The sequence below is a fragment of the Streptomyces sp. NPDC043896 genome, assembly GCF_056435605.1.
In genome coordinates this window covers 1-2,186 of record NZ_JBWKEE010000042.1, presented here as the reverse complement: position 1 = coordinate 2,186, position 2,186 = coordinate 1, and the positions used below count along the sequence as shown (strand labels likewise).

Annotated in this window: 2 protein-coding genes; both read right to left on the bottom strand. The window is 73.8% G+C overall.

Features of this window, described 5'->3' with window-relative positions; all coding sequences use genetic code 11:
* Positions 1–84: 84 nt before the first annotated feature.
* Positions 85–1,155 (bottom strand): hypothetical protein, encoded by a 1,071-nt coding sequence (locus AC069X_RS36120; RefSeq protein ID WP_478735605.1) that lies wholly within the window; start codon positions 1,153–1,155, stop codon positions 85–87.
* A gap of 183 nt (positions 1,156–1,338) precedes the next feature.
* On the bottom strand, positions 1,339–1,662 hold the full coding sequence (locus AC069X_RS36115; RefSeq protein ID WP_478735603.1) for a hypothetical protein: 324 nt from the start codon (positions 1,660–1,662) through the stop codon (positions 1,339–1,341).
* Positions 1,663–2,186 lie beyond the last annotated feature (524 nt).

Here is a 2,186-nt window from a genome sequence, read left to right as displayed (position 1 = left end):
GTACCCCCCCCCTCCCCCCCCCCCCTCCCCCCCCCCCCCCCCCCCCCCCCCCCCCCCCGGGGCCGCGAACCCACGGGACATCCCTCAGGGGCGGCCCGAGTGGAGGGCCGCCAGGCCGCGGGCGTGGTCGAACGCCGCCACCGCATCGCGCGCGTCGGTCCAGGGCGCGGCTCCGCACCATCCGCCGATGAGCCGGAACTGGGCCAGGGCCTCCGCGTACTTCCCCGTCTTCACGAGCACGGCGGCATACAGGTGCCGTATCGCGGGAAGCCGGCGGTCGGCCGGATCGGCCTGCGCCAGATCGGCCTGAACGCGGGCGAGCTCGGGCTTGGTCGCCCAGGTGCGGTAGGCCGCGTCGCCGTCCTGGAGGACGGCTTCGTACACGGCGTGCAGGTAGATGCCCGAGATCAGGCTCCCGGCCGGAGCGGACGCCGCCGCCTCCTTGGCGAATCCGAACATCAGCCGGTGGGAGCCGTGCCACTTCGCGCACCAGTACTGAAGGGCGTGCCAGTGCGCGTCGTAGTGCTGCGGGGCACGGCTCGTGACCTCGCTCCACAGGCCACGGAACTGGTCGTGGGGGAGTCCGAGCCCACGCGCGGCGGCGACCATCGTCACCCACGGGGTCGGATCGCCCGGTGCCAGCCTGGCCGCCTCCTGGGCCGCGTACATGGCGGTCGGCAGCAGCTCGCCGAAGAGCGCCACCTGCTCGTCGGAGGTCTGCTTGATGTCCTTCTCGCCGCGCGCCGCCCAGGCCCGCAGCAGCAGGGCGTGGGCGTGCACGACGACGGGGTCCGCGTCGTGCGGCCGCTTGGCGCGCCAGACCCGCAGCCAGTGCTCGTCCTCCACGGCCAGGTCCGCGAACACCTCGACGAACCGCGAGCGCTGCTCCCAGTCCTGGCGTTCCGCGGTGTCCGCGAGGAGCCCGGCCACCGGTTCCCACGCACCGTTCAGGGCAGCCTCGACGGCCAGGCGCAGCGCGGGTTCGTCAGCGGGCGGGCCGGAGCGCCGGCTGTCGAGCCGCTCGCGGGGGACGAGGCCGTAGGCGGCGGCGTCGAAGCTCCGGGCTTTCCGGTTGCGAACGGCGAGCCGGGTGGTGTGGACGATCGCCCAGAGGAGGACGACCAGACCGACGAAGGGGATGATGTTCGTGAGCACGAGGAGTCATCATCCCTGGTCGGGGTCACGACAAGCGCACGCTGCGGCAAAGTACCGGACTCGTTTCGGTCTCGGTTCACTCGGCCCCTCCGGCGTCCGCGGCCGCCGTGACCGGCGCGGACGCGGTGCCGGTGTTTGCGAAGACCGGCCCCGCCCGCCCCGGTGGTGCCCGCAGTCCGGACGTCACGTGCCGCTGACGTCGTCGCTCCACTGCCCGGCGGCGCCCTGCATCAGGGCCTCGTTGCTCAGGATCTGGGTGCCCGTCAGGGGAGCCATGCCGAGGTCGCCGGCGGGTGCCGTGCCGTTGTGGGAGCCGACCGTGTTGTCGCGGCCGGCGTTGAAGACGTCGTCCCCGGCGACCTGGCTCAGGTCGCCGAAGACGATCGAGTACGTGTTGCCGACCGGCGCGTAGACGGTGAACGTGTCATCGGCGGAGGCGAAGGACGCGCCCGTCAGGAGGATGCCGCCGGTCGCGAGGACGGTCAGGGCACAACGGATCGATCGCACCGGTCCTGCCTTTCGTCGAGGGTGGGGGAGCAGTGCGAAGGTAGGACGCCCCGCACGGCGGGCGCCCTTGCGGGGCGCTGTACGGCACGAGTCCATCCGTACGGCGCAGCCTGCCGGCCGCCGTCGGCTCCACGGTCCGGGGGACGGCCGCGTCGTCGGGGGCGAGGAAGAACATCATGGCGGGAGCCGTGCCCGGCCGAGGGGGCCAGGCCGCCGGAACAGCAGGGGGAAGCCGTGACCTTGACCGCCGTCCATCCCGACCGGGGGCGCCTCGACGCGAGCCGGTCCGATCTCGGCTGCGGCTGGAGCTGGGAGGCGAGGGGTGGAGCGTCGGGGACGGCCGCTACGCGGACGGGGTGCCGGTCGTGGACGAGGAGGGGAGCCTGCGCGGGGTCTACGACCCGCTGCTGCCGTATCCCCGGGGTACGGCCTAGGGCCTGTCGTCAAACTGCCGTCGTCGCCCGGAGGGCGGCCCCGCGGCGTCTGGTGCGTGCTCTCGGCGTGCCGGGCGGCAGCCCTCGTAC